At 59.8% G+C, this 19,571-nt stretch carries 18 protein-coding genes and 1 pseudogene; 11 read left to right on the forward strand and 8 right to left on the reverse strand.

Annotated features, from left to right (window positions below):
- Positions 1-94 precede the first annotated feature (94 nt).
- Positions 95-1,012 carry a LysR family transcriptional regulator gene (locus tag ACA068_RS16650; RefSeq protein ID WP_497303274.1) on the forward strand — a complete coding sequence of 306 codons (918 nt, stop codon included), beginning with the start codon at positions 95-97 and terminating at the stop codon, positions 1,010-1,012.
- Here the strand turns inward: ACA068_RS16650 and ACA068_RS16655 are convergent.
- Together ACA068_RS16655 and ACA068_RS16660 are read right to left on the reverse strand one after the other, a co-directional pair.
- Positions 1,009-2,163: an NnrS family protein gene (locus ACA068_RS16655; RefSeq protein WP_497303276.1), complete on the reverse strand. Its 1,155-nt coding sequence runs from the start codon at positions 2,161-2,163 to the stop codon at positions 1,009-1,011. The genes ACA068_RS16650 and ACA068_RS16655 overlap by 4 nt on opposite strands.
- A complete protein-coding gene (locus ACA068_RS16660; RefSeq protein ID WP_497303278.1) occupies positions 2,163-2,411 on the reverse strand; it encodes a transmembrane sensor/regulator PpyR in 249 nt (82 codons plus the stop codon). The genes ACA068_RS16655 and ACA068_RS16660 overlap by 1 nt, the downstream gene beginning before the upstream one ends.
- Positions 2,412-2,616: 205 nt before the next feature.
- Here ACA068_RS16660 and ACA068_RS16665 point away from each other — a divergent pair.
- From ACA068_RS16665 to ACA068_RS16675, 3 genes and pseudogenes are all read left to right on the forward strand, one after another.
- A pseudogene (locus ACA068_RS16665) lies at positions 2,617-2,760 on the forward strand (VOC family protein); the annotation flags it as partial.
- A 35-nt stretch (positions 2,761-2,795) separates the two neighbouring features.
- Positions 2,796-3,629 carry an AraC family transcriptional regulator gene (locus tag ACA068_RS16670; protein ID WP_497303280.1) on the forward strand — a complete coding sequence of 278 codons (834 nt, stop codon included), beginning with the start codon at positions 2,796-2,798 and terminating at the stop codon, positions 3,627-3,629.
- Positions 3,630-3,801: 172 nt separating this feature from the next.
- Positions 3,802-7,446 carry a hypothetical protein gene (locus ACA068_RS16675; protein WP_497303282.1) on the forward strand — a complete coding sequence of 1,215 codons (3,645 nt, stop codon included), beginning with the start codon at positions 3,802-3,804 and terminating at the stop codon, positions 7,444-7,446.
- A 17-nt stretch (positions 7,447-7,463) separates the two neighbouring features.
- On the opposite strand, the gene ACA068_RS16680 is transcribed toward ACA068_RS16675, so the two are convergent.
- From ACA068_RS16680 to ACA068_RS16700, 5 genes are all read right to left on the reverse strand, one after another.
- Complete coding sequence (locus ACA068_RS16680; RefSeq protein ID WP_497303284.1) at positions 7,464-8,051, reverse strand: LysE family translocator; 588 nt, start codon at positions 8,049-8,051, stop codon at positions 7,464-7,466.
- A 76-nt stretch (positions 8,052-8,127) separates the two neighbouring features.
- On the reverse strand, positions 8,128-9,636 hold the full coding sequence (locus ACA068_RS16685) for a tripartite tricarboxylate transporter permease (RefSeq protein ID WP_497303286.1): 1,509 nt from the start codon (positions 9,634-9,636) through the stop codon (positions 8,128-8,130).
- 13 nt (positions 9,637-9,649) lie between these two features.
- Positions 9,650-10,144, reverse strand: coding sequence for a tripartite tricarboxylate transporter TctB family protein (locus ACA068_RS16690; protein ID WP_497303288.1), 495 nt, complete (start codon positions 10,142-10,144; stop codon positions 9,650-9,652).
- The gene (locus ACA068_RS16695) at positions 10,141-11,109 is read right to left on the reverse strand and encodes a tripartite tricarboxylate transporter substrate binding protein (protein WP_497303290.1); all 969 of its coding nucleotides are present in this window, start codon (positions 11,107-11,109) and stop codon (positions 10,141-10,143) included. The genes ACA068_RS16690 and ACA068_RS16695 overlap by 4 nt, the downstream gene beginning before the upstream one ends.
- Positions 11,110-11,264: 155 nt before the next feature.
- Positions 11,265-12,596: an aminotransferase-like domain-containing protein gene (locus ACA068_RS16700; protein ID WP_497303292.1), complete on the reverse strand. Its 1,332-nt coding sequence runs from the start codon at positions 12,594-12,596 to the stop codon at positions 11,265-11,267.
- A 91-nt stretch (positions 12,597-12,687) separates the two neighbouring features.
- Between ACA068_RS16700 and ACA068_RS16705 the strand changes: the two genes are divergently transcribed.
- Positions 12,688-13,584: a DMT family transporter gene (locus ACA068_RS16705; protein ID WP_497303294.1), complete on the forward strand. Its 897-nt coding sequence runs from the start codon at positions 12,688-12,690 to the stop codon at positions 13,582-13,584.
- 172 nt (positions 13,585-13,756) lie between these two features.
- On the opposite strand, the gene ACA068_RS16710 is transcribed toward ACA068_RS16705, so the two are convergent.
- Positions 13,757-14,119: a DUF6124 family protein gene (locus tag ACA068_RS16710; protein WP_497303296.1), complete on the reverse strand. Its 363-nt coding sequence runs from the start codon at positions 14,117-14,119 to the stop codon at positions 13,757-13,759.
- A 475-nt stretch (positions 14,120-14,594) separates the two neighbouring features.
- Between ACA068_RS16710 and ACA068_RS16715 the strand changes: the two genes are divergently transcribed.
- From ACA068_RS16715 to ACA068_RS16740, 6 genes are all read left to right on the forward strand, one after another.
- Positions 14,595-15,215, forward strand: a complete 621-nt coding sequence (locus ACA068_RS16715; protein WP_497303298.1) for a LysE family translocator — start codon at positions 14,595-14,597, stop codon at positions 15,213-15,215.
- A gap of 74 nt (positions 15,216-15,289) precedes the next feature.
- Positions 15,290-16,330 carry a DMT family transporter gene (locus ACA068_RS16720; RefSeq protein ID WP_497303300.1) on the forward strand — a complete coding sequence of 347 codons (1,041 nt, stop codon included), beginning with the start codon at positions 15,290-15,292 and terminating at the stop codon, positions 16,328-16,330.
- A gap of 74 nt (positions 16,331-16,404) precedes the next feature.
- Entirely contained in the window at positions 16,405-16,890 is a 486-nt protein-coding gene (locus ACA068_RS16725) for an arsenate reductase ArsC (RefSeq protein ID WP_497303302.1), read from the forward strand.
- Positions 16,890-17,579: an arsenical resistance protein ArsH gene (arsH, locus tag ACA068_RS16730; RefSeq protein ID WP_497303304.1), complete on the forward strand. Its 690-nt coding sequence runs from the start codon at positions 16,890-16,892 to the stop codon at positions 17,577-17,579. The genes ACA068_RS16725 and arsH overlap by 1 nt, the downstream gene beginning before the upstream one ends.
- A gap of 64 nt (positions 17,580-17,643) precedes the next feature.
- On the forward strand, positions 17,644-18,726 hold the full coding sequence (locus ACA068_RS16735; RefSeq protein WP_497303306.1) for a bifunctional transcriptional activator/DNA repair enzyme AdaA: 1,083 nt from the start codon (positions 17,644-17,646) through the stop codon (positions 18,724-18,726).
- 40 nt (positions 18,727-18,766) lie between these two features.
- Entirely contained in the window at positions 18,767-19,570 is an 804-nt protein-coding gene (locus ACA068_RS16740) for an isocitrate lyase/PEP mutase family protein (protein WP_497303308.1), read from the forward strand.
- Position 19,571: the final 1 nt, after the last annotated feature.

A 19,571-nucleotide genomic window follows, 5' to 3' on the forward strand; every position in this document is an offset into this window, starting at 1 on the left:
GGTTGGGGTAAGCACAAGGTACGCAGGAAGATTGGTCGGAAAAATGCCCTCGTGTTACAAGCACTATGAAACTGTCTTTCATAATGGCGTCGATATGAATCACGATCCTTTCGATGGCTTGACCGAGTTTCTGGCGGTGGCCGAGCACAAAAGCTTCACCCTCGCCGCCACCCGGTTGGCGGTGACGCCCACGGCGGTCAGCCACGCGATCAAACTGCTGGAGCGGCGCACCGGCGTGTTGCTGTTCCAGCGCACCACGCGCCGGGTGGCGTTGACCGAGGCCGGCGCCAGCCTGTTCGCCCGCTTGCGTCCGGCAGCCAGTGAAATCGACGAGGCGCTGGCGGTGCTCAGCGGTTTCCGCGACAAACCGATGGGCACGCTGCGCATCACCGCACCACGCTTGTCCGGCGCCTTGTTGATCGAGCCGCTGATGCCACTGTTTCGTGAGGCTTATCCGCAGGTCAGTCTCGACATTTCCCTGGACGACGCCACGGTCGACCTCATGGAAAGCGGTTTCGATGCCGGGATCCGGCTGGGAGAGTCCATCGAGAAAGACATGATCGCCGTGCGCCTGACACCGGACCTGCAGTGGTCGGTGGTGGGTTCACCGGCGTACTTCGCCAAGGCCGGTAAACCGATCAGCCCGGAAGAGCTGACCCGGCATAAGTGCATCGGCTTCCGCTTCGCCAGCTCCGGCAGCGCGCATCGCTGGGAGTTTCGCCGCGACGGGCGAGACTTCACGGTGGGTGTCGAAAGTGGCGTGCTCGTCAATGATCGCAAGCTATTGATTAGCGCGGCCCGAAACGGGCTCGGATTAGCTTATGCCTGCAACCTGGAGATCATCGACGAGCTGGAGAACGGTCAGCTGGAGCGCGTGCTGCAGCCGTTTGTGCCACTGAGTTCGGCGTTGTACCTGTACTTCCCCAGCCGTACCCAGACACAACCGAAACTGCGCGCTTTCATCGACATGGCCACGCAGTGGATCGCTGATCGCGGTGGCATCGGGCGTTAGCGCCTCGGCTTGAGCAGGATGCCAGTGTAGTGCATGAAAAACAGTGCGAAAGCGCTGCTCCACAGCAGCGCCGAAAGACCTAGCCCCCACCCGGAAAACGGTACCAGAAACACCCGGCTCATACCGGCGATCACCAGCAAGGCAAACCCCAGCACCACAGCGTTCGACGGCTGCAACAGTCGCCCGGTATGACCCAGGCTGACCCGTGCAATCATCGCCAGAATCAACCCGCCGATACCGCCGACCGCCAAGGCGTGCGTGGCCAGACTTTGCTGCTGCATGATGCCTGTGTGCCACAACGCCATCGCCAGCCCAGCAACCACCAGCCAGGCATAAGCGAGGTACAGCGACCAGAGCAACGGCACGCGCCAGATACCCCGATCATGCCAGCGCCACAACCGCAGCCCGTGCAACGCGCCCATCAGCAGAAATAACGTGGCCAGCCAGGGTCGAGGAGCACCGTTCAATCCGGCAGCAAACGTTATCGCCGCAAGCAGGCTGCTCGGCAGCAACAGTCTGGTTTGCAACGGGTGCGCGGTGGGTGTAGCCGCCCGGTTCAAGCCGCGCTGGATGAAAAAGGGAATGACTCGGCCGCCAATCACCGTCATCAGCGCCGCCACCAGCCACAAGGCTGCCAACACACCACGCCGTTGCAGACCCGCGTCATCGATCGCTATGCCCCACAGCGTCATGACCTGACAGCTGACCATCAACGTGATAACCAGCAGAATCGGGTAGTTATCGCGCTTGCCGGCGGCCACCAGATCCCGTCCGATCGCCCAGGCCAGCAGCGGTAGAAACGGTACTTGCAGCACCAGCAATACGCTATCGGGAACGGGCAGTAACCAGGCCAGCCGCGCCAGCAGCCACACCAGCACCAGCCCCATCAAGGGCCAGCCGTTGAGACCAGGGCGCCCGGTCCAGTTCGGCACGGCCGTGAGCAGGAACCCGGCAATGATCGCCGTGGCAAAACCAAACGGCATTTCATGTCGATGCCAGGCCAGCATCCCGCCAACGGGTTGCGCATCGGGCAATCGCCCGTACAGCCAAAATGTCCAGATCGCCACCGCGATCGCGGCGAACCCGGCACCCGCCAGAAAGAAGGGTCGAAAGCCGAGACTGAAGAGGGGGGCAGCGGCGAGTCTGCGCATCAGGCCACCGCCCTGGCCAAACCTGTACTCAACCGATACTGGGCCAGCAGTCGCATCACGTAGCCGATCTTGAGCAAGGTCGGCCCGATGATGGTCATGGCATGCATCGTTACCAGCGCCACGATTGGCACATGGCCGTCGTAGAGATACGCGCCGTAGATGCCCGCCAAAAGCAGCGCCAGACCCGCGCCCAGCACGCGACTAGACAGGTGCAGAACGTTCTGAGGATTGTTGAAGAACTCGAACATTTTTCCGTACTCCTGAAGCAGTTCAGTTGTACGTTTTACTTATCAAGTCTCGTGCCAGCTATTTAGTCCATTTAAATCAGCACCTTGAAGCGACATGAGTCATAACGACAACTTTCTTTAATGGTCGATATGACTCAAATCATTGTCATTTTGACTCGATCACGCCAATGCCTGAGGGCAAATGTCGATCTACGGTCCAGCCAAGTCCTGGCAGATCGTGCGGGTCGCCATGATGGACATGCTCAAAGACCCCGACACGAAGAAATCCCAACGTGCCATGCAAGCCATGATGCAGATGAAAAAACTCGACATCGCCGCCTTGCAGCGAGCCTTTGACGGCGAGAGCTAATACACTCCGTTGCTGGCCTGCCGAGGACATTGACGATGAAGCACACCGTTGCCAAATACGCTGACACAGCACCCCGCTTCTGGCGCGACGACGCCCTGCCCTTCATCGAAGCCCGATCCATCGCCGATGGCCGCGAGGTCTGCTACACCCGGCATTCCCACGAACACTTTTCCATCGGTGCGATCACCGCCGGGCGCAGCACCTACCTTCATGAGCAAGCGCAGTTCCAGGTCAGCGCCGGCACCGTGGTGTTGATGAACCCTGATGATGTGCATGCCTGCAATCCGATTGACGACCAGCCGTGGTCGTACCTGATGCTGTACGTCGAGACGCCCTGGCTGACCGTTTTGCAGCATCAGCTCGGCTTCAGCCAGGACTCGGCGTTCAGGCGGTTTTCCATCACCCACACCCGCGATGGCAACCTGTTCGCCGGCCTCAACGGCTTGTACGAAATACTGGTTGATCCCTGGCAGGACGTGTTGTGCAAACACAGTGCGGCGGTGGAGTTTTTTACCGATGTACAGCAGCGGCTCAACCCGGTCGACCAAGCGTTGCGCGAACCCAATTTCAAGCTGGAACGGGCCGCCGACTACATTCGCGACAACTGCACACAGCCGCTCAAACTCGAGGACATTTGCGAAGCGGCGCAACTGTCGCCGTCCTATTTGATTCGCGCCTTCAAGCACCACTACGGCATGACGCCCCATGCCTTTCTGGTCAATCGGCGTATCCAGTTCGCCCGTGATCAATTGCGCAGCGGCAAGTTGATTGCGGATGTAGCACTGGAAGCGGGTTTTGCCGATCAGGCGCATTTACAGCGGGTATTCAAACAGCACCTGGCTGCCACGCCGGGGCAGTATCGCGGCTAAGCCAATACTTATCCCGCTAGAGAGTTATTTATTTGCATAGCAATTATGCGACCTTCACCCATTCTATAAACATACAAAGACATATAACTAAAATGACAGCGCTGCGCCCTCTTATTTAAGCTCCCTTCCCAAGCCACACCCAAACCAGACACCAGAAGATGGAGCTTCTCACTTGAACAATTCATATAACAACCTGCTTCACTCCAACAACCAACGAGACAAACAAACAGTCACTGACGCCATTACCAACTTCCTCAGTGATGAAGATGTCATGGATACTATTGGCTGGTCGTGGGACCGCTTATCGGTCACACGCACGACCGACTCCCACTTGGATAACTTGCATCGCCCCGCCGCCATGTGTCTTTCGAGACTTATCCGTCATCCTGATTTTCTAAAGATCCGTTCCGAACACTCCATCCCTGCGACAAGTTCCTTTCAAGTCGATGAGTTGGGTCATCTCTATTACACCCATGAGAACGTCAACAGCCGTACCGTCGATTCCGAAGTTGTCACCGTCGGCTACTTCTCTACCCGCACAGACATCACTCACGCGCTCGCCGGCCATCAATCTTTCGAGGAAGACCTTCAACTGTTGGCAAGCATGGCCAGGTTGACCGGTGGATGGGTGACCGCTACCGAGAAAATGGCGGTCAGTCAGTGGTTGCGCGTTCACGGCCTGGCAATGCCGGGCACCGTAGAAAGCGCCAAAGAGTTGATCGACTTGATCAATCACTCGACATTGCCGAACAGCCCGACGCACGAAGATTACTGGCAACTGCTGAATACCCCAGAAGACTCTCCGTTCAATCTCACGGAAGAAAACCGCGCAATCATTCGCCGTATCTCCGAGGACCAGACGGCAGGCGAAGTCCCACTGGTGACCCTGCTGGGCGATTCGCTGAGACTCGAAAGCGGCTCCGCCGATGGATTGCCCACCAGCCAAAACTACCGGATGGCGCGGCTGATCGACATCGCCGTGTGGGCCTCCGACAACGGGCAAGAATACATCGATGCCCTGGGATGGTTCGCGGAAGAAACGGCCCCCAAACCCACCGAACAGTTTATTGAGCAGTTGATCATTGCGGCGATACTGCTTGATCTGGACCCCGATGCCGACCGGGCCAACACCACGTTTGCCGGTTTCGACCTTTATTCGAAACGTTACTTGCTGGCCAGCCCGACTGAGGTGCGCACGCAACTTGAACAGCATCTGGTCACCGCCTGCAAACTCCATGAACTCTTTGCGCCGCTGGTGGCAGAACTGATCCTGGGCGGCATGGCGCCGGAATATCTGGTCCGTGATCTGCCGCCCGAATTACGTCTTGGAACGCCCGGCTGGGTTGTATTCACCCAAGCCGTCCATTTCGCCGAATCGATTGTTCCGGGCGTCTCCCGAAGCATGACGTATCAGCAGTTGCTCGGGTTTGGCCGGATATCGGAATTGAGCCCGGCCGTAAAAAACCTGTCGGCGACGGTATCGGTCGATCCGGTCATCACCTGGGCCTTGATGAACAGGCTTGTCTCCCGGGACGCCGAAGGCAACCTGAGCGCGGAAGCCGTGACACTGGCCATGGAGGAATATCAACAGCACATCGATATGATCAACGGCGCCGTGAATCAACTGGGCAAGCCGTTACCCCATCGCAAGGCGCTTGCGTTGAAAGAGTTGAAATCCTGGGAATCGGACTGCGACCCTGAGGAGTTGTTGGTCAAACATCGCGGTACCGGTGGAGGGGCGGGAAGAAAGGTATCGGTGATAGACCTTTATATGGGCGACGAACTTCATACTGAGGAATGGGACCGGATTTCAGGAGAAAGCATTTACAAGTCTTTCCCTCACCTGGTCCACATGCAGCCTGTTGCCGAACTGTACGAGCCGGTCTTTGACGACCATATTGATACGATGACCAACGCATTATCTGCCTCGATCAACATTGCTTTTTCGCAACTTCGTCCCCTGGACAGGCAGTTCATCGAAGAAGGGCATTTGGCTATTTACCAGATTTATTCGTGGGGGCCGGCCGGATTTGACGGCATTCCACTAGGCGAAAAATATCCCTATGGAACCTTCATCTATGCACAAAAAGACTCGCAACTTCGTTGTTACGAACTTTTCCCGCTCAGAATGGAATGTGTTTTAAACAAGGCGCTTGTCGAACATTATCGATTGAATCCCTTCAACGCTATCGACGGCAATGACTATCCGGAAAAACGAGTGTTCACGGACTACCCCATCGACGCTCGTGCTTACTTCAAGAACTTGCCAGCCCGTAGTGGCCATAATTCTCAGGTTGTCTTCCACAAACTCGGCGAGTTCAACATACCCTCTGACAATACCGACACCACCTCGCCGAACCGCTACTTCCGCTCCCAACGGAAAGATGAAATCAGCGATTTTATTGCCAAGGAGAACCCGTACTTCAACAAAGGCGCGCTGAAAACACTGAGCCTTGACGAAACGGAGCGCGAAAAAGCAATCGCCAGTACCGATGCCGTATTCAATGTCATTTTGAACCTGATCATTCCGTTCAAAGGGTGCATCGAGGACCTTTCCTCAGGTGTTCCATCAAGACAGCGGAGCGCGATTCTGGGGTGTGTCATCGACGCCGCGGCGCTGGTCATGTCGTTCGCCATTATCGGCGTAAAAGTCGTCGCGATCAGTGCAAAAGCCACGACCCTGGTTTCGAAGCTGTTGTCTGCCTCCACAGTCGTGGCCAGTACCGCGGTCAGCCTGGTCAATCCGGTCAGCGGCGTACCGCAGCTGTTCAAGGGTGGCGCCCGGCTGCTCGGCCGGAGCGTGGCGAAACTGAGCGGCAGCGCCCTTTCCGCATCACATGCTGCCCGACAGCAATTGCGTTACCTCTCCGGCGCGAACAGCTACAACCTGATCAAGGCCGTCGACCATACCGGCGCGGCGCCCCGGATCCGCATGTCGCTGGACTCGGTTGCCCATGGCCGAGCGCTGTTCAAGGACGACAGCATTCAGACTGTCGAACAGATTGTGGCCCGTCTGGGGGACAAGAACATTCGATTACCCGAGAGTGCAACCCACCTCGAACTGGAGCATCTGTTCAATAATGCGGTCATCGAATCGGCGGCCCAATTCAAGCAAGCGCAAGATCTGCAGGCCTTGATTGGTCGAACGGCGGTCGATGACCTGTTCGCGGCGGTCCTGGATAAATCGCAATACGGCTACACCACCGCACGTTCCGCATCGGGCGCCCAAGGTTATGCCGACACACTGGCCACCTTTGCTCAGGTCGAAGCTAAAAACGTCAATTACATGAAGGGCTACCAGCAAAACGTGCTGAAGCAGGACCTGGGCAAGGCGCCGTTCAACCAGGCCATGGCGGAATCAACGTTCAACCCGAATGGCTTTACGGATAATTCGCAGCGGGCCGGCGCCTGGATCGTCAACGGTTCGACCTCCCCCGGCAATGACGTTGACAGCATCGTTCAGGTCCTGCGCGACTACGCGGGCAACGAAAAATCGCTGACCGATCCGGCGGTGATCAAAGAGGTGCACGCACGGATTGCCCCTGCAACCTCGGACATCGTGCGCATTGGCGTCAATGACAAGAAGTACGCCAGCAACATCAGTGGCTTCGCCGCAATGGAACAGCATCTGAAAACACTGGACACCGGCCATGAGCATTTCGACAAACATTTGCTGGCGACCGTCGTGGGATTCCACGGTTTGGGCGACGGCAACGGTCGTACCGGTCGTGCGCTGTACGCCATCAGCCAACTGCGAAACAACCGTTTCACACCGCTGACAAAAAACGAGTTCAGTTTGCTGCACGGCCTCGATTGAGGTGAGTTGCCTGGGGGCTAGGAAACCAGCAGATACACGGCACTTGCTCCCAGCAATAGCGCCATGACCCGGTTGAACCAGCGCATGCCTGCCGGGTTATTCAGATAACCCTGCAGGAATGTTCCGGCATACGCCCAGCACCCCACCGACACGTAGCAAATCACCAGATACACCGCCGCAAACTGCCAGACCAACCGCGCCTCGCCGTCCGCGACGAAGGCGCCCATCCCCGCGACACACGCCAGCCAGGCTTTCGGGTTGAGCCATTGCATCACCGCGCCGTACAGCATCGACGGTGCCTTGCGCGACTCTTTCGCGTCGATGCGACCATCGTCCGCCGCAAGCTTCCAGGCCATGAACAACAGAAACCCCACGCCCGCCAGTTGCACCACCTGCGTCAGCGCGGGCCAAAGGCGCAACACCTCATGCAGTCCCAGGCCCATCAACACCAGCAATAACACAAAGCCCAACGTGGCCCCGGCCACATGCCGCTGACTGGCGCGGAAACCGAACTGCGCCCCCGAACTCAACGCGACAATGTTCACCGGCCCCGGCGTTATCGACGCCACCAGGGCAAATGTCGCCATGGAGATAATCAGACTCATCGCACACCTTCTTCAATTCAGGAAAACCAGCGCCCAAGGTACTGAGCGCCCTGCCCTGCGTATTGAAGAAAACTGCCTAATCATCCTCATGCAACTTGATGCCCCGAGCGTGCAGCAGATGCGGCACGATCAACACCAACAGGGTCAGCGCGAGGAACGACGCGGCGATGGGTTGCGTCAGAAAGATCATCCAGTCTCCTTCGCTGATGGATAACGCGTTGCGCAGCTGTTTTTCAGCCATCGGCCCCAGCAGCATGCCCACGATTACAGGAGCGACGGGGAAATCGAAGCGCCGCATCAGCACCCCGCCCCAACCGATGGCCAGCATCAGCAGCAGGTCGAATGAAGAGTGGCGCATGCCGTACACGCCGATGGTGGCGAACACCAGAATGCCGGCGTTCAGGTACGGTCGGGGAATCTGCAACAGCTTGACCCACAACCCGACCAGCGGCAGGTTCAACACCAGCAGGATGACGTTACCGATGTACAGCGAGGCGACAAGAGTCCAGACCAGATCGCCCGAGGTCTGAAACAACATCGGTCCCGGCTGCAGGTTGTAGTTCTGGAACGCGGCCAACAGGATCGCGGCTGTCGCGGAGGTCGGAATGCCGAGCGTCAGCAGCGGTACCAAGGACCCTGTGGCGCTAGCATTGTTGGCCGCCTCGGGACCGGCAACCCCCTCGATGGCGCCCTCGCCCTTGCTGCCTGCGAACTCTTTTGGAAACTTGCTCAGTTTGCGTTCGGCCGAATAGGACAAAAAGGTCGGGATTTCCGCGCCACCGGCCGGAATCGATCCAAAAGGAAAACCGATCAGCGTGCCCCGCAACCAGGCGGGTATCGAGCGCTTCCAGTCAGAGCGCGTCATCCACAAAGACGTCAGCCGGTGCCGACCGGACGCCTCTTCTTTTTGATACAGCAGGCTGTACAACGCCTCGCCCACGGCAAACAAGCCGACCGCCACGAGCACCACTTCGATGCCGTCCACCAACTCCGGCACGCCCAGGGTGTAGCGGGCAATGCCCGAGGTCGAGTCGAGGCCGATCAAGCCAATGGTCAAGCCAATCCCCAGCGAAGCGAACCCCCGCAGCATCGACGCGCCGAGCACCGCCGACACGGTCGTGAAGGACAACACAAGGATCGCAAAATACTCCGCCGGACCAAAGTTGAGCGCCAACGTAGCAACGATGGGTGCAAACAAAGTGAGCAGGACCGTCGCGATGGTGCCGGCGACAAACGATCCAATGGCCGCCGTCGCCAGGGCCGGCCCTGCCCGTCCGTTGCGGGCCATGAGGTTGCCTTCCAGGGCCGTGACCATGGACGACGACTCGCCGGGAGTATTGAGCAGGATGGACGTGGTCGAGCCGCCAAACTGAGCGCCGTAATAGATCCCGGCGAACATGATCAGCGCCCCAGTGGGGTCGACCTTGGCGGTGATCGGCAACAGCAGCGCAACGGTCAGCGCCGGTCCGATCCCCGGCAAGACGCCGATGGCCGTGCCGAGCAAACAACCGATAAACCCCCACATCAGATTGATCGGCGTCAGCGCGGCGGCAAAACCGATGGCCAGGCTTGAGAGAATATCCACGGTGTTTTTCTCCTCAGAGCCAGGCGTTGATCAAGGGCGGCAGGGAAACCCCGAGCCCGGTGTTGAACAGCCAGTAAATCGGCAACGTCAAGGCAATGCCGATGGCCAGATCGCGCACCGGGCGGCGACTGCCAAACCCCCGAGCGGAACAGGCAAACAGCAACCCGGCCGCCAGAACGAACCCGATGAGGTTGATCAGCACGGCCACGGCCACCAGTCCCGCGGTCACCCAGGCGGCCCCGAGTTTGCCGCCGGGCAGCGCTTTGGCAGACTCGTCATCGTGATCGGCCAATTCGCGGAAACCTCCGGTGACGGCCTGAAAACACAGCAACAGGCCGACGACGCCGAGGAACACCGCTAATGCGTAGGGATAGACGTGAGCGCCGAGAATGACGAACCCCATCTCCTCAGGAAAACGGTAGGCGCCGACTGCTAACACTGCACTGATGGCGACCACACCGAGGCCAATCGCCAGTTGTACCGGCATGATTCCACGAGACGGGTTCATTTGATCAACCCGACCTCAACCAGCATCCCATGCAGCCGCACGTGTTCTTCGTCGACGAATTTGCCGAATTCATCGCCGGTCAGAACGTTGGGGGCCCATTTATTGGTCTCGACATTGGCTTTCCAGCCAACGCTTGCGGCGGCGGCCAGCACGGCGTCAGTCACGTCCTTGCGCTGCTCGGGTGTGAGGCCCGCGGCACCGTAAACACCCCGCCAGTTGCCGATGATCACGTCGTAGCCACTCTCTTTCAGTGTCGGTGCATCGATGCCGGCAATGCGCTCGGGCGCGCCGATGGCAAGCACCCGGAACTGGCCGTTGCGGATGTATTGGCCCAGCTCGGCATAACCACCGGTGATCACCTTGATCTGGCCACCCAGAACCTGAGCAACCACTTCACCCCCACCCGCGAACGCCACGTAGTTCACCTTGTTGACCGGGATTCCCATTTTGCTGGCCAGGTCGGCGATCCCGATGTGGTCAATCGAGCCCTTGGAGCCACCGCCCCACGTGATGCTGGACGGTTTGTCCTTAAAGGCTTTGAGCAAGTCCTCCAGGGTTTTGAACTCGGACTCCTTGCGCACGGCAATCACGTTGTATTCGGTAAACAGCCGGGCGATCGGTGTCACGTCCTTCAAGGTAATTTGCGGCTTGTTCTGCTCAATACCCGCAACCATGATCGCGCCTACCACCAGCAGCGCATTCGGATCGCCCTTGGTGCTGTTGGCAAATTGCGCCAGTCCGAGCGTGCCGCCGGCGCCCCCTTTGTTCTCGAAGGTGACGGATTTGGCCGCCTTCGCCTCGACCAGGGCTTTGCCCAGATCCCGTGCGGTCTGGTCATAGCCGCCACCGACCGAGCCGGGGGCCATGAACTTGACGGTGTCCAGCGCAAACGCCGGTGCAGTGAGCGCGGCAGCGGTTACGGCTATTGCAATGAAGCGGCTTGATCGACGGAACAAGGCAAGCATAGGGAATCTCCCGATATTATTTTTGTGGGTGTCGATTGAATCTCGCTCAGGAGCACGCCCTGCTCACTGAACATGCGTCTTTGAACAAGCGTAGGTCATGGTTGTGGTTATTGGCGACTGGCGCGCGAAGTGATCACACCCAGGTAATGACTTCGCTACGTATAGGCCCCCACCACCCGCTTCACTTTCTCCAGCGCAACCCCAAGCGCGCCCATGTCCACCGAGCCCAGCGCCAGGCGGATCGCGTGCGGCACATGGACGGAGGTGGCAAACGGTTCAGCGGTCGAGACCGCCACCTGCTCGCGCATCAACGCCATGGCGATCTGGTCGGCCCGTGCGTCTTCCGACAAGGGCAGCCAGATAAAGTAGGAGGATGGATGGCGCACGAAGTGCAGGCCGGCCAGGTGCTGGTCGGCCACGGCCTGGCGGGCCTGTGCATCTGCACGCTTTTGCGCTTCCAGTAGGCTGACGGTTCCATCATCGATCCAGGCGCAGGCAATCGCCGTCAGCACCCCGGGGGTATTCCAGGTGGTCGCCCTGATCGTCCGTTCCAGTGCGGGCACGGTTTGCAGAGGGGCGGCGACGAATCCGACGCGCAGGCCGGTGGCGACGCTCTTGGAAAACCCTGATACGTACACCGTTCTTTCGGGAGCCAGTTGCGCAAGCGGTGGCAGCGAATCTTCGGCCAGAAACGCGTAGGCAGCGTCCTCGATGATGTGCAGGTCGTGCTGGCGCGCAATCGCCACCAAGCGCTCGCGTTGATCGGCGGCCATCACCCATCCCAGCGGATTGTGCAGCGTCGGCATGGTGTAGACGGCTCGCACCGATCGGCTCCGGCAGAGCTTTTCCAGCGCATCCAGATCCGGCCCGGTGTCGGTCCCAGGAACAGGCACGACTTCCAGATGCAGCGTCTCAGCCAGCACCTTGAACCCCGGATAGGTCAAGGCGTCCGCCGCGATCACATCACCCGGTTGCAGCAACGCCATCAACGCCACCGTCAATCCATGCTGAGCGCCACTGACGAGCAACACCTGTTCAGCCTGTACCGTCAGCCCGCGCGCCACCAGATGACGCGCGACCGATGCCCGCTCGTGCAGGCGCCCCGCGTGTGGTTGGTAGCGCAGATGGGATTCCAGGTCGCCGGACAACGCGAGTTGACGCAGGGCATTGCGCAGCAGATCGGCCTGCCCCGGCACCGAGGGATAGTTGAAGTTGAGGTCGATCATCCCTGCCGCCACGTTGGGCTGGTGAATGCCCAGACTGGGCGGCAGCGAAGTCTCCCGGACGAAAGTCCCGCGCCCCGTTTCGCCGCTGACCAGGCCCATGGCCTCCAACTCTGCATAGACCCGGCTGGCAGTGACCAAGGCCAAACCATGGCTGGCGGCGAGCAGACGATGAGTCGGCAAGCGCGTACCGGGAGGCAAACGCCCTGAGCGGATATCGGCTGCAAAGGCGTCCACCAGCGACTTGTAGCGGGAGCGTGGCATAGGGAAATGTATCCATGACAATTTTTTGATTGTATCGATAGTCAGCCATACGATGCGTTGAACGCAATCCCGCCCCTTGAGTGAACGCCCAATGGAACGCACATCGAAGCTGCAAAACCAGACCATGGAAAAGAACACCAGCGGGTTGATCAATGGACTCATCGGCGTCCTGATCTTCAGCGGTTCGCTGCCCGCGACGCGGGTGGCCGTCCTGGAATTTGACCCAGTCTTTCTGACCGTCGCCCGAGCCACCATCGCCGGCGTACTGGCGCTGTGCATGTTGTGGCTGTTCAAGGAAAAGCGTCCTGCGCGCAGCCAGATGCTGCCCTTGGTCATCGTCGCGATGGGCGTGGTGGTCGGGTTTCCGCTGCTGACGGCGCTGGCGCTCCAATATGTGACGTCCGCGCACTCCATTGTCTTCGTCGGCATGTTGCCGCTCGCGACCGCCGCATTCGGCGTGTTGCGCGGTGGCGAGCGTCCCCGGCCAGCGTTCTGGTTCTTCTCGGTCCTGGGCAGTTTGCTGGTGGTCGGGTTCGCCGTTTCCCAAGGGCTCACCGCTTCGCCGGCCGGCGACATCCTGATGCTGCTGGCCATCCTCGCCTGCGGCCTCGGTTATGCCGAAGGGGCGAAACTGTCCAAAACCCTGGGCGGCTGGCAGGTGATTTCCTGGGCGCTGGCGTTGTCGCTGCCGGTGGTGGCCCCGCTGACTTGGTGGCTGACACCCTCTTCGTTCTCGGGCATCAGCGCACCGGCCTGGTTGAGCCTGGCGTATGTGTCGCTCTTCAGCATGCTGATCGGCTTTGTATTCTGGTATCGCGGGCTGGCCCAAGGGGGGATTGCCGCCGTCGGACAGCTCCAACTGCTACAGCCGTTTTTTGGATTGGCGCTGGCGGCTACGTTGCTTCACGAGCACGTCAGCCTCGGCATGCTGGGGGTTACCGTGGCGGTGATTTTGTGTGTGGTGGGTGCGAGGAGGTTTGCGAGGTGACGCACTGGTCCTCGGCGAAGCCGGCCGGTCTTGCAGCCAACAAAAACCCCCAGTGATTGGCAAACCACCAGGGGGTTTCTTCGCGTTTGAAACGCACGAGTCGCTGCTATGCCACTTCGTGCCCTGATTAAAAGCCAAACATCAGTTAGCCACTCACCGCAGCAAGCGGCACCTACTTGGGCAGATCAATTTTATCCAACACCCGGTTCGCGGTGATCTCCGCCACCATGATGCTGTTGGAAATACCCAGCAACGCGTAGCGCGACTCACCCTCCAGATGATCCACCAACTGGTGCACCATCACGTCGACCGAGGCCAGGGTCTCGACCAGATAAACCGCCAGTGTTTCGGCCGTAGCCTCGGGATCCACGGAAAACAGGGTGCTGCGTATTCGCGGAGTAGCTTTGATATCGGCATTCGACGGGAAGTGGAAGTCGAGAGCCCGCTCGGCGGCTTCGTTGAGTTTTTTGGAATCGGCGGATTCGTAGGGGGAAACATCGTCGGTTTCCGGGGGATTGGGTGTGGCTTTGAACATGGTGATGCTCCTTGATTAGCGGGGCCGCCACCGTTCGCGGTCAAACGAATTGAGGTGGCAGCTGTACGCGGGTTGACCGACCGGAAATCAAGGAATCCGGCACACCCGAAGATGTCCCGCGCACAGCCACCGCAAAAAAGCCGGAAGCTTTTCTTGGACACTGGTGCGCCTTGATTGAATCGGACGGTCAAATCCGGACGCTGAATTAGCAGCGACCCGGAAACGATAGAGCCCAGGCCCAAGGCGCACAAGCCGGCGGATTCTGGCGCAGCCGTAGGCAACGGCGCAAGGATTTGTAGCTTTCAGGAAGTAAACCCGATGTCGTTTAAACAAGCGCTCTCAAAACCTGTTGAATGAACGGACGCGCACTCACCACGAGCAATGAAAGTGTACGGCGACTTGCGTCCACCGCTGTACGGGGAAAGCCCCTCGCCGTTCATGATAAAAATACCGCTCTCGTTACCGGAGACCTGTCATGGACCTCGCCACGCTTACGCTGTTTCTCCCCGCCTGCTTCGCCCTGAACATGGCGCCGGGCCCGAATAATCTGCTGTCGGTCAGCAACTCGACCCGTTACGGCTATCGCATCTCGTGCGTGGCCGGGATCGGGCGGTTGCTGGCGTTTGCCGGGATGATTGCCCTGGCGTCGGCCGGGTTGGCGGTGGTGCTGCAAACGTCCGAGTTGCTGTTCTACGGCATCAAGATTGTTGGCGCGGCGTATCTTTTTTACCTCGCATGGCAATTGTGGCGCGCCGACCCGGGCGTCGAGAAAGCGGTGACGGGAACGTCGGTTGGCGTATTGGCGTTGGCGCGGCAGGAGTTTCTGGTGGCGGCCGGCAACCCCAAGGCGATCCTGATATTCACCGCGTTCCTGCCGCAGTTCGTCGACCCGACCCGCGCGGTCACACCGCAATTCGCGCTGCTCGGCGCGTTGTTCCTGATGCTGGAATGGATCGCCATTAGCGCCTACGCCTACATGGGCCTGCACATGCGCCGCTGGTTTGCCGAGCCCCGGGGCAAGCGGGTATTTAACCGCTGCTGCGCGGGGTTGTTGTCGGCGGCGGCTTCGGTGCTGTTGATGGCGCGTCGGGCCTGAGTTCCAGGGGTTGACGGGATGCAACGCGGGTTCAAACTGCGTTACATCCCGTCTCAACTCTCGCCGAGTCTTGAATGAACCTGAACGTTGTCTATGCCTTGGGTGCCGCTGCCTTGTTTGGAGCGAGCACACCGTTGGCCAAGGTGTTAGGCCTGAACCTCTCACCGGTCCTGCTGGCCGGGCTGTTGTATCTGGGCAGCGGACTGGGCCTGACGATTGTCAGATTGATCCGTGACCGGGGCTGGCAGCCCAGCGGCCTCAAATCGTCTGAATGGCCCTGGCTGATCGGCGCCATCGTATTCGGCGGCGTGCTTGGGCCGGTGGCATTGATGTCTGGATTGACGCTGACCTCCGGCGCCACGGCCTCGTTGATGCTAAACCTCGAATCGGTTCTGACAGCCGTGCTGGCTTGGGTGGTGTTCAAAGAGAATGCCGACCGACGCATCGTCGCCGGAATGCTGGCTATTGTCGCCGGCGGATTGCTTCTGGCGTGGCCGCAGGAGTCAGCACAGTCACAGAGCTGGATCGGGCCGCTGGCGGTTGCGCTAGCCTGTGCCTGCTGGGCGATCGATAACAACTTGACGCGCAAAGTGTCGGCCTCGGATGCCGTGTTCATCGCCGGCATCAAGGGCTTGGCCGCCGGGCTGGTGAACTGCTCTCTGGCTCTGATGCTGGGCGCAAAACTGCCACACATCACGGTGCTTGGGCCGACATTGATCGTCGGTTTCTTCGGTTATGGCATCAGTCTGGTGCTGTTCGTTCTGGCCTTGCGCGGGCTGGGCACCGCACGCACGGGCGCCTATTTTTCCACGGCGCCTTTTCTCGGTGCCGCAATCGCCCTTCTGCTGTTCGGCGAGACGGTGTCCCTGACGTTCTGGATCGCGTCGTTGCTGATGGGCCTGGGCGTCTGGATACACCTCAGGGAACATCATGCCCACGAACATCAGCACGTGGCGCTCACCCATGGCCATCGGCATGTGCATGACGAGCATCATCAACATGAGCATTCGTTCAAGTGGGACGGGACCGAGCCGCACAGCCACGAACATCAGCACACGCCGATCCGCCACAGCCATCCACACTTTCCGGACATCCATCACCGGCACAAGCATTAGCAGGTGGAAAATGTGCGTTGGTTTTTTCCGCGAGCATCCGTATATTCGGATATCCATATATATGAGTCGCCGCAATGACTATGCGTCCCACCACCGTTCTCTTCATGTGCACCGCCAACAGCTGCCGCAGCGTGTTGAGCGAAGCGCTGTTCAATCACATGGCACCCGTGGGTTTTGCGGCGGTGAGCTCCGGCAGCTTCCCCAGCGGCCGGCTCAATCCTCAAGCCGTGCAAACGCTGCACAACCTCGGTATTTCGACCGAAGGCCTGTACAGCAAAGACTCTTCGGTATTCGCCGACTCCCCGCCCGATATCGTCATCACCGTGTGTGACAAAGCCGCCGGGGAAGCGTGCCCGGTGTATTTTGGCCCGGCGGTCAAAAGCCACTGGGGGCTGGCCGATCCGTCGGACGTGCAGGGCACCGAGCAAGCGATTCAGGCCGCGTTTGACGCCACCGTCGACACGATCAAGCAGCGGTTTGCAGCGTTTTTCGCGCTGGACCTGCAAAGCTTTTCGGACGCTGAACTGAAAGTCGAATTGGACCGCATCGGAGCCCTGTGATGAACGACGACCTGCCCAATCTCGATCTGGAACTGCTGACGCTTTCAACTGAAAGCACCCACAAACCGCGCATCCTGCTGCTCTACGGCTCGACTCGCGAGCGCTCTTTCAGTCGCCTGCTGACTGAGGAAGCCGCACGGATTCTGCGTCTGATGGGCGCCGAAACGGTGATCTTCGATCCCTCTGGCCTGCCCCTCCCCGACGATGCGCCCAGCGACCATCCCAAAGTCCAGCAACTGCGCGAGCTGGTGCTCTGGTCAGAAGGCCAGGTCTGGTGCTCACCGGAACGCCACGGTTCGATGTCGGCGGTGTTCAAGGCGCAAATCGACTGGATCCCGCTGACGATGGGCGCGGTTCGTCCGACCCAAGGTAAAACCCTGGCGGTGATGCAGGTCTGTGGCGGCTCCCAGTCGTTCAACACGGTCAATCAACTGCGCGTGCTGGGCCGCTGGATGCGAATGTTGACCATCCCCAATCAATCGTCAGTGCCCAAGGCCTTCATGGAGTTCGACGAGGCTGGCCGGATGAAGCCTTCGGCGTATTACGACCGTGTGGTGGACGTGATGGAGGAACTGATGAAGTTCACATTGTTGGTGCGTGGCCGCGAGGAATTTCTGGTGGACCGTTATTCGGAACGCAAAGAGAGCGCCGAAGAGCTGTCGAAACGGGTCAATCAACGGTCGATCTGAAGCCGCGAAGTTCCCTGTCGATTTTCCGGTGGAGGCGATGGTCAACGAGCCTTATGCTCAGCCCATGAACCTACAAAACGCTGTGCTGCCGCCCCACGCCGAGATGGTTCGCGCCATGCTCGAACGAGACACCGCCTACGAGGGGGTGTTCTTTACTGCGGTCAAGACCACCGGGATCTTCTGCCGCCCCAGCTGCACGGCGCGCAAGCCCAAGCCGGAGAACGTCGAGTTCTTCGCCCACGCCGATGAGTGCATGTCGGCGGGCTATCGCGCGTGCCTGCGCTGCAAACCGCTGGACGCTGCGGCCATTGCGCCGGATTGGGTGCAGGCGTTGCTCAAGTCGGTGGACAGCGATCCCGAGTTGCGCTGGACCGATGCCCAGCTCGTGGCCGAGGGCATCGAGCCGCTGAAACTGCGCCGCTGGTTCAAGCAGCATTTCGGCATGACCTTCCACGCCTGGCTGCGCACCCGTCGCCTGGGTATGGCGTTGGGCGGTATCAAACAGGGCGATTCCATCGACAACGCGGCGTTCGACTCGGGCTATGAATCCTTGAGTGGTTTTCGCGATGCGTTTCAAAAATCCTTTCACATCACACCGGGCCGCGCAGCCAACAGCGAGCCGCTGCTGTTCACGCGCCTGACCACACCGCTGGGGCCGATGATCGCCATGGCCGAACGCCGTGGGCTGGTGCTGCTGGAGTTTCTGGATCGGCCGGCGCTGACCCGGGAAGTCGAAGAATTGCAAAACCGCTATGGCTATGCCGTGGCGCCGGGACACAACGCCCATTTGCAGCAGATTGAAGCCGAGCTGGCGCAGTATTTCGCCGGCAAACTCACCAAATTCACCGTTTCCCTGCACTTGCCCGGCAGCGAATTTTCGCGACAGGTCTGGGCTGAACTGGCGAAAATTCCCTACGGACAGACCAGCACCTATGGCACCATCGCCGCGACATTGGGCAAGCCCGGCGCCAGCCGCGCCGTGGGCCTGGCCAACGGGCATAACCGTCTTTCGATTGTGTTGCCCTGCCACCGGGTGATCGGTGCAGACGGCTCGTTGACGGGCTATGGTGGAGGGCAACCGCGCAAGGCGTTTTTGCTCCGGCTGGAAAAAGCTGCCGTGCAGGTGACCGAACAACTCGCATTCTGATCCCCTGATTTTCTGCAAACGTCATAAGGAAGGACATTCGATGGACACGCAATTTCGTCAACTGCACCGCGACGGGTTACTGATCCTGACCAACGTCGCCGATGCGACCGGGGCGCGCATCGTCGAGCAACTGGGTTGCAAAGCCGTGGCCACCAGCAGCGCGGCGGTGGCCTGGGCGCATGGGTATGCGGACGGCAACGCCCTGCCCCTCGAACGCTTGATATCGACCGTCGAATCCATCGCCCGGGTGATCTCGGTGCCGTTGACCGTCGACATCGAGGCCGGTTATTCCGATGACCTGACGCGGGTGGCCGAAGTCGTTGATGCGGTGATCGCGGCCGGTGCGGTGGGGATCAATATCGAGGACGGTGCTGCCCCGCCTGAGTTGCTGGCACGCAAGATCGAAGTCGCCCGGCAGATGGCCGATCGGCGCCAGGTGAAACTGTTCATCAATGCCCGCACCGACGTGTACTTAAGGGGCCTGGTGCCTGCCGAAGATCGCGTCGCCGAAACGCTCAAGCGCGCCGCGTTGTATCAGGCGGCGGGTGCCGATGGGCTGTTTGCGGCGGGCGTCACGGCGGAGTATGAGATCGCTGCGCTGTGCCAGGGCACACCGTTGCCGGTGAACGTACTGGGGCTGCCGGGTTTGCCGTCGCCGAAAGCGCTGCAAGCCCTTGGCGTGCGACGCCTGAGTGCCGGCTCGGGCATCGCCGAATTTCTGTATGGCGCCATGGCGTCCCTGGCCAAAGGTTTTCTGGACACTGGCAAACTCGACAGCAGCCACCTCAAGGCCTTCACCTACGGGGAAATCAACGCCCTGCTGAAACCTGCCGGGAACGCTTGAT

It is taken from the genome of Pseudomonas sp. LBUM1660, assembly GCF_059695935.1.

Excerpts from the sequence above, each read along its gene's own strand:
- ACA068_RS16650 (WP_497303274.1), top strand. The coding sequence starts at position 95 with ATGAATCACGATCCTTTCGATGGCTTGACCGAGTTTCTGGCGGTGGCC.
- ACA068_RS16655 (WP_497303276.1), bottom strand. The coding sequence starts at position 2,163 with ATGCGCAGACTCGCCGCTGCCCCCCTCTTCAGTCTCGGCTTTCGACCC.
- ACA068_RS16660 (WP_497303278.1), bottom strand. The coding sequence starts at position 2,411 with ATGTTCGAGTTCTTCAACAATCCTCAGAACGTTCTGCACCTGTCTAGT.
- ACA068_RS16670 (WP_497303280.1), top strand. The coding sequence starts at position 2,796 with ATGAAGCACACCGTTGCCAAATACGCTGACACAGCACCCCGCTTCTGG.
- ACA068_RS16680 (WP_497303284.1), bottom strand. The coding sequence starts at position 8,051 with ATGAGTCTGATTATCTCCATGGCGACATTTGCCCTGGTGGCGTCGATA.
- ACA068_RS16690 (WP_497303288.1), bottom strand. The coding sequence starts at position 10,144 with ATGAACCCGTCTCGTGGAATCATGCCGGTACAACTGGCGATTGGCCTC.
- ACA068_RS16695 (WP_497303290.1), bottom strand. The coding sequence starts at position 11,109 with ATGCTTGCCTTGTTCCGTCGATCAAGCCGCTTCATTGCAATAGCCGTA.
- ACA068_RS16700 (WP_497303292.1), bottom strand. The coding sequence starts at position 12,596 with ATGCCACGCTCCCGCTACAAGTCGCTGGTGGACGCCTTTGCAGCCGAT.
- ACA068_RS16705 (WP_497303294.1), top strand. The coding sequence starts at position 12,688 with ATGGAACGCACATCGAAGCTGCAAAACCAGACCATGGAAAAGAACACC.
- ACA068_RS16710 (WP_497303296.1), bottom strand. The coding sequence starts at position 14,119 with ATGTTCAAAGCCACACCCAATCCCCCGGAAACCGACGATGTTTCCCCC.
- ACA068_RS16715 (WP_497303298.1), top strand. The coding sequence starts at position 14,595 with ATGGACCTCGCCACGCTTACGCTGTTTCTCCCCGCCTGCTTCGCCCTG.
- ACA068_RS16720 (WP_497303300.1), top strand. The coding sequence starts at position 15,290 with ATGAACCTGAACGTTGTCTATGCCTTGGGTGCCGCTGCCTTGTTTGGA.
- ACA068_RS16725 (WP_497303302.1), top strand. The coding sequence starts at position 16,405 with ATGACTATGCGTCCCACCACCGTTCTCTTCATGTGCACCGCCAACAGC.
- arsH (WP_497303304.1), top strand. The coding sequence starts at position 16,890 with ATGAACGACGACCTGCCCAATCTCGATCTGGAACTGCTGACGCTTTCA.
- ACA068_RS16735 (WP_497303306.1), top strand. The coding sequence starts at position 17,644 with ATGAACCTACAAAACGCTGTGCTGCCGCCCCACGCCGAGATGGTTCGC.
- ACA068_RS16740 (WP_497303308.1), top strand. The coding sequence starts at position 18,767 with ATGGACACGCAATTTCGTCAACTGCACCGCGACGGGTTACTGATCCTG.